The following is a 6,601-nucleotide window of genomic DNA, read 5'->3' as shown; positions in this document are numbered from 1 at the left end:
ACGAACCTTCCCCGGCTCTCGCCGTCGGCCGTGAGAGCCGGGGAAGGTTCGTGCGGTTCGCGTCGGAGGCTGAATGACGTGAGGGCGTGCCGTCCGCTGCGCCGGGAGCCGTACGGAGCGGCGGACGAAGCGCTTCCGCTGCTTCGCCGAACTCCCGGTCCGGCCCTCGGGCGCGCATCCGGAGGGCGCACGATCGAGGTGGCGGTGGCCGGCCCCCGGGCAACTCAGGCACCTGTGCCCCGGGGGCGACGCGCCCTTCCCGAAGCGTGAACACTTCGGCCGCCGCTGTCCTGATGCCGCTCTTCTGAGCGCTTGCGTGACACATGCCCGCCGAGTGCTCACGCTTTCCGGCAAGGCACCCGTCCCCGGCCCCGCACCATCGGGACCGCGGAGTCCAGAGCGCGTCGGCCCGGGTCCCGCGGCCCTCGGCCGGCGATCCCGCGGACGAGCGCGGGACCCCCGCCGGACGAAATGACTCCGGCAGGCGAAGCAGAGCGCGACGGAGCGGTCCCGCCGTCCCGTCCGGCGCAAGGCCTTTCCCCGTCCCGCGCCACCGGGTCGCGGGATTCCGCGCCTCGGGCCTGCGCGATGTCCTTCGAGACCCTCGGGGAGTGGGCGCCCCGGCACCGTCCGTATCGGGCCAACTCCACACGGCGCGCCGCATGTTGAAGGGGCAGGGATCTGCCTAAGGTGAACTCCGCCCGATGATGATCGCGCCGGTGCGGAGCCGGAGTGCCCCGCCCGGCGGCGACACAGTGTGAAGGACGGCATGAAGATAGGTTTCGCCCTCCCCCAGTTCCACCGCCAGGCGTACGGCATCGCACGGACGGACACGTTCGCCGCCGCGATCGAGGAAGCCGGGGGTGCCAGCCTGTGGGTGGGGGACCGCAACCTGGCCGCGGTCCGCCCGACCGTGGGATACGGAGGACGGGGCGACACCATCCCGGAGGAACTGAACCCCGCGGCGGACCCGTTCGTCCTCCTCGGTATCGCCGCCGCTGCGACCAGCAGGGTGCTGCTGGGCTCCCACGTCCTCGTCGCCCCGCTCTACCCGCCCGTCCAGCTGGCCCGGTCGCTGACGACGATCGACCTGGTCAGCGGCGGACGCCTGCTGCCCGGTTTCGGGGTCGGCTGGTCCCCCGAGGAGTACCGGGCGGCCGGAGCGGACTTCACCCGCCGCGGTGCCCGCATGGAGGAACTGCTCGACGCCCTCGACGCGATCTGGACCACCGACCCGGCGCGGTACGAGGGCGCGCAGCTCTCCGTGCCCGAGCACCACTCGCCGCTGAAGCCGGCCCGGAAACCGCGTCCGCCCTTCTACCTGGGCGCGATGTCCGAACGCGCCCTGCGCCGCGTCGCCCGACGCGGTGACGGCTGGCTGCCGCTGATCGCCGTCCCCGGTCACGTCGACGTCGACGGGCTCGTCGCGCAGCGCTCGCAGCTCGACGAGCTGGCCCGGCAGGCCGGCCGCGACCCCCGGGCGATCGACACCGTGCTGCGGGTGAACATCGACGCCGGTACGAGCACGGAGCGGGTCGCCGACACCGTCAAGGAGGTCCACGAACGGACGGGCATCGACCACTTCGTGATCGACTCGATGTACGACGTGGACACCGTCGACGGATCCATCGAGCACGCCCGGAAGATCCTCCGGCTCGTCGCGAACGGCTGATCCCACAGCGTCGAGCCCGCCGCGCCGAGCCCGCTGGGGCAGGCGTCGATCCGGGCCGTGCAGTCGGCGTGACGGACGTAACGGGACGGGTGGCCGGACGACTTGAGCCGGTTCCGGGCGGGGGCGCCCCACCGGGCCGGGAGGTGGGTGTGCTCGGGTCCCGCGGGGGGCGCGATGGTGCGGTGCTCGGCGTTGACCGGATCGGTGTGGAGCCTCCGGTCGACCGGGGACCGGGGACCGGGTGCCGGAGGCGAGGGCGTCGGTCCGCCAGGAGTGGAAGACGCCGCTGGGGGTGCGGGTGCCGCCCCACAGGTACCAGCCCTTCAGGGACGGCCCCCTCGCCCGATCACCCCCGAGAGGGGCGACACGGCGGCACCCGTGCGTGAAGTGGTCCTCATGCGGAGCGGCGGCAGAAGCCCCGGAGGCGCCGCCCCACCCCCTCCCGCCGCGCGCTCACGCGGGTCGGCAGGAGTGTGACGACGCCTTCCCCCGGGCCGTTCTCCCGCCTGACCGGAGAACCCCGGCGGGCCCCGGGAGGTGGGGGAACGCCCGGGGCCCGCGGCCGGATCAGGCGGTCCGCCTCATGCCGCGCGAGCCGCGGGCCGTCCCTGTCAGGCGGCGGCGAGATCGAGGGCGATATCGATGATCATGTCCTCCTGGCCGCCGACCAGGCGGCGCCGGCCGCACTCCATGAGGATGTCGCGGACGTCGACCTCGTACCGGCGGGCGGCGAGTTCCGCGTGGCGCAGGAAGCTGGAGTAGACGCCCGCGTAGCCCAGGGTGAGGGTCTCGCGGTCGACGCGGACCGGGCGGTCCTGGAGCGGGCGGACGATGTCGTCGGCCGCGTCCTGCAGCTTGAACAGGTCGCAGTGGTGCCGGTAGCCGGACAGGTCGGCGACGGCGACGAACGCCTCGAGGGGGCAGTTGCCCGCGCCCGCGCCGTGCCCGGCGAGTGAGGCGTCGACGCGGCGGACGCCGTTCTCGACCGCGACGACCGAGTTGGCCACGGACAGTGAGAGGTTCTCGTGGGCGTGGATGCCGATCTCCGTGGCCGGGTCGAGCACGTCCCGGTAGGCGCGGACCCGGGCGGCGACGTCGTTCATGGTGAGCCGGCCGCCGGAGTCGGTGACGTAGACGCAGTGGGCGCCGTAGGACTCCATCAGCCTGGCCTGCCGGGCGAGTTCGGCGGGCTCGGCCATGTGGGAGAGCATCAGGAAGCCGGAGACGTCCATGCCCAGCTCGCGGGCGGCGGCGATGTGCTGGGCGGAGATGTCGGCCTCGGTGCAGTGGGTGGCCACGCGCACCGAGCGGACCCCCAGGTCGTAGGCGTGCCTCAGCTCGTCGATGGTGCCGACCCCGGGCAGCAGCAGGGTGGTGAGGCGGGCGTTCCTCAGGACCGAGGCGGCGGCCTCGATCCACTCCCAGTCGGTGTGCGAACCGGGACCGTAGTTGAGGGAGCCGCCGGCGAGGCCGTCGCCGTGGGCGACCTCGATGGCGTCCACACCGGCCTCGTCGAGGGCCAGCACGACGCGCTTGACGTCGTCGGGCGTGATCCGGTGCCGGACGGCGTGCATGCCGTCCCGGAGGGTGACGTCCTGGACGAAGATCTCGGTGCTCACTTCGCGGTCTCCTTCGCGGCGGCGATCCGCTCGGCCATCCGCACGGCGGCCGAGGTCATGATGTCGAGGTTCCCGGCGTACGCCGGGAGGTGCATGCCCGCTCCCTCGACCTTGAGGAAGACCGACACCTGATGGGTCGGCCGGGGGCCCTCCCCGTCCGCGAGGAGCGTCTCGACCGGCTGGTCGGACGGGATCTCGCCGATCTGTACGTCCTGGACCATCCGGTAGCCGGGAACGTAGGCGGAGACCTCGGCGACCATCTTCCCGACCGACTCGGTGATCTGCCGCTTGACGGTCTCGCCGTCCTCGCCCTCGGGCAGGGCGACCAGCGCGAGGACGGTGTCGCGCATCATCAGCGGCGGCTCGGCCGGGTTGAGGATGATGATCGCCTTGCCGCGCCGGGCGCCGCCGACCTCCACGATCGCGGCGGAGGTGGTCTCGGTGAACTCGTCGATGTTGGCCCGGGTGCCCGGCCCGGCCGACCTGGAGGCGATCGAGGCGACGATCTCGGCGTACGCCACCGGCACGACCCGGCTGATCGCGGCCACGACGGGGATGGTGGCCTGGCCGCCGCATGTGACCATGTTGACGTTGGGCGAGCCGAGGTGCTCGTCGAGGTTGACGGCCGGGACGACGTAGGGCCCGACGGCGGCCGGGGTCAGGTCGATCATCCGGATGCCGAGGGGGCGCAGCTTCTCGTCGTTGGAGCGGTGCGCGCCGGCCGAGGTGGCGTCGAAGACGATGCCGATCTCGTCGATCTGCGGCGACTTCAGCAGCCCGTCCACGCCTTCGGCGGTCGTCTCGAAACCGAGGCGGGCGGCGCGGGCGAGCCCTTCGGAGGCCGGGTCGATGCCGACCATGACGCCCATCTCGAGGTGCTGCGCGGTGCGCATGATTTTGATCATCAGGTCGGTGCCGATGTTGCCCGACCCGATGACGGCGACCTTCGTCTTGCTCATCGTGTTCCTTGTCCGGGGGGAGGGGTGCCAGGAGGGGGGTCAGGAGAAGGTGACCGACACCGTGCCGAGGCCGGTGACAGTGGCCCGCACGGCGTCGCCCGGCGCCACCGGGCGCATCGGGCCGAGGGCGCCGGAGAGGACGACCTGGCCTGCGCGGAGCGGCGAGCCCAGGTCGCGGGACCGGCGGGCGAGCCAGACGAGGGCGTTGACCGGGTCGCCGAGGCAGGCGGCGCCGGTGCCGGTGGAGACGGTCTCGCCGTCGATCGTCAGGGTCATCTCGGCCGCGACGGGGTCGAAATCGGTGAGCGGGACCCGCCGGGAGCCGAGCACGTAGCCGCCGGCGGAGGCGTTGTCCGCGACGGTGTCGCCGAAGCTGATGTCCCAGCCGGCCACGCGGCTGCCGCAGATCTCGAGGGCGGCGACGGCGTGGTCCACGGCCCCGCGGACCCGGTCGTGGTCGAGGGGACCCTCGGCCAGGTCGGCCCCGAGCACGAAGGCGATCTCGGCCTCGACCCGCGGCTGGAGGACCGCGCCGGCCGGCACGACCGAGCCGTCGGCGTACTCCATGTCGTCGAAGAGGAAGCCGAAGTCGGGCTGGTCGACGCCGAGCTGCCGCTGGACGGCGGCCGAGGTCAGGCCGATCTTGCGGCCGACGACCGCGGCGCCCGCCTCGATCCGCTCGGCGGCGAGCCGGGTCTGCACGGCGTACGCCGCCTCGACGTCGTCGCGGCCGATCAGATCGCGTACGGGAACGGTGGGAACGCCGGTGGCGGCCGCCTCGCGGAGCCGGGCCGCGGCGGCGGCGACGCTGTCGGCGGGGACAGCCGGGTGAGTCTGTGCCATGGCGCCCAATCTGCGGCATGGCGGAAGCCGGCTCCACGGTTGCGTTCCACTCAGCGGTACGCTCTTTCGTATGGAGGTTCGACCGGAGGAGCGCGGTGAGGGCCCCGTCCGGGACCGCGACACGGTGCTGGGGAAGGCGCTCGCGATCCTGAGGGCCTTCGGCCCGGCGGACTCCGTGCTGCCGCTCGCCGAGCTGGTCCGGCGGACGGACCTGCCGAAGGCGACCGTGCACCGGGTGGCGGGGGACCTGGTCCGGCACCGGCTGCTGGACAGGACGGCGCACGGGTACCGGCTCTCCGGGGGGCTCTTCGAGCTGGGGCTGCGGGCCGCGGCGGAGCGGACGCTGCTCGAACTGGCGATGCCCTTCCTGCAGGACCTCTACGAGCGCACCCACGAGACGGTGCACCTCGGGGTCCGGGAGGGACACGAGGTCGTGTACATCGCGAAGATCGGCGGGCACCGCCAGGCCAGGGCGCCCTCGCGCACCGGCGGGCGGATGCCCATGCACTGCACGGCGCTCGGCAAGGTCCTCCTGGCCCACGCGGGCGAGGAGGAGTGGACCGCCGTGCTGAACGGCCCGCTGGAGCGCCGGACACCGCGGACGGTCGTCGCGCCGGGCCTGCTGCGCGGACAGCTGACCCGGGCGGTGGAGACGGGGGTCGCGTACGAGGTGGAGGAGTCGACCCCGGGCCTGCTGTGCGTGGCGGCGCCGGTCCTCGCCCCCGACGGGCGGACGGCGGCGGCCGCCATCAGCGTCACGGGCCCGGTGGGACGGTTCCGCCCGGAGTCCCACGCCAACGCGGTACGCGCGGCGGCCACGGCCCTGGGAGCGACACTGGCACGCCGGGGGCACTGACCGGCGGCGCTGACCGGTGGACGGTTCGGATCACACCGTGAGCCTGACCGCTTCGATCCACAAGGCGTTGTCGTGGGTACCGGCGTAGGTGAAGTCGTACCCGGTCCCGGGCTCGTCGCACGCCAGGGAGAGCCAGGCGTCGTCGTGGACGTAGGTGGACTGGCAGACGGCACCGCGGCCACCGTCGACGTTGACGGTGAACCCCATCAGGTCCGGGGCGTCCTCCTCGGTACTGCCGACGTAGTTGTCGATGCCGTCGGCGGCGTTCGACCACGGATCGGGGAAGTGCCCCTCGCCCTTGGTCGACGCGGGGTCGGGGACGAAGGCGCCGCCGGACGTGCCCTTGGTGCCGGACACGGCGATGTTGACGGCCTTCAGCGGTGTCCCCGAGCCCGCCGCGCCCGCCGTTTCGCCGTCGCACACGGCGTCGGTCCAGCCCTGGCCCGCCGCGTAGACCCGGTAGCAGATGTGCCGTCCGCCCGGATCCTCCGCGGCCAGTCGCAGGACGGCGGCCGCCGCGGTCCTCTCCGGTGCCTCGGTCTCCTTCTCCCCGGAACCGCCACCCCCCGCCCCGGCTCCCTCTCCGTTTCCGGCTCCGCCGGCCTGCTCCGGTTCGGTGACGGCCGGGGGTGCCGGGACGCCGGCGGGCGGA

Annotated in this window: 5 protein-coding genes and 1 pseudogene; 2 read left to right on the top strand and 4 right to left on the bottom strand. The window is 73.5% G+C overall.

Translation table 11 applies throughout. The features are described from left to right. Nucleotides 1–769: 769 nt before the first annotated feature. Nucleotides 770–1,672, top strand: coding sequence for a TIGR03619 family F420-dependent LLM class oxidoreductase (locus tag AOK18_RS28480; protein WP_055696188.1), 903 nt, complete (start codon nt 770–772; stop codon nt 1,670–1,672). A 611-nt stretch (nt 1,673–2,283) separates the two neighbouring features. Here AOK18_RS28480 and dmpG read toward each other — a convergent pair. Genes dmpG through AOK18_RS28465 form a run of 3 tightly spaced genes read right to left on the bottom strand, consistent with a single transcriptional unit; the run spans nt 2,284 to nt 5,093 of the window. Further along, a complete protein-coding gene (gene dmpG / locus AOK18_RS28475) occupies nt 2,284–3,291 on the bottom strand; it encodes a 4-hydroxy-2-oxovalerate aldolase (RefSeq protein ID WP_055571748.1) in 1,008 nt (335 codons plus the stop codon). Next, complete coding sequence (locus AOK18_RS28470; protein ID WP_055696187.1) at nt 3,288–4,250, bottom strand: acetaldehyde dehydrogenase (acetylating); 963 nt, start codon at nt 4,248–4,250, stop codon at nt 3,288–3,290. Before AOK18_RS28470 ends, dmpG begins: the two co-directional genes overlap by 4 nt. Before the next feature lie 39 nt (nt 4,251–4,289). Further along, on the bottom strand, nt 4,290–5,093 hold the full coding sequence (locus tag AOK18_RS28465) for a 2-keto-4-pentenoate hydratase (protein WP_055696186.1): 804 nt from the start codon (nt 5,091–5,093) through the stop codon (nt 4,290–4,292). Nucleotides 5,094–5,163: 70 nt separating this feature from the next. On the opposite strand from AOK18_RS28465, the gene AOK18_RS28460 reads away from it, so the two are divergent. After that, entirely contained in the window at nt 5,164–5,949 is a 786-nt protein-coding gene (locus tag AOK18_RS28460) for an IclR family transcriptional regulator (protein ID WP_055696185.1), read from the top strand. A gap of 30 nt (nt 5,950–5,979) precedes the next feature. Here the strand turns inward: AOK18_RS28460 and AOK18_RS28455 are convergent. After that, nucleotides 5,980–6,601, bottom strand: a pseudogene (locus AOK18_RS28455) (hydrolase); the annotation flags it as partial.

This window comes from Streptomyces prasinopilosus, assembly GCF_001419695.1.
Classification (GTDB): Bacteria; Actinomycetota; Actinomycetes; order Streptomycetales; family Streptomycetaceae; genus Streptomyces; species Streptomyces prasinopilosus.
This window is presented reverse-complemented; position numbering and strand designations above follow the sequence as displayed.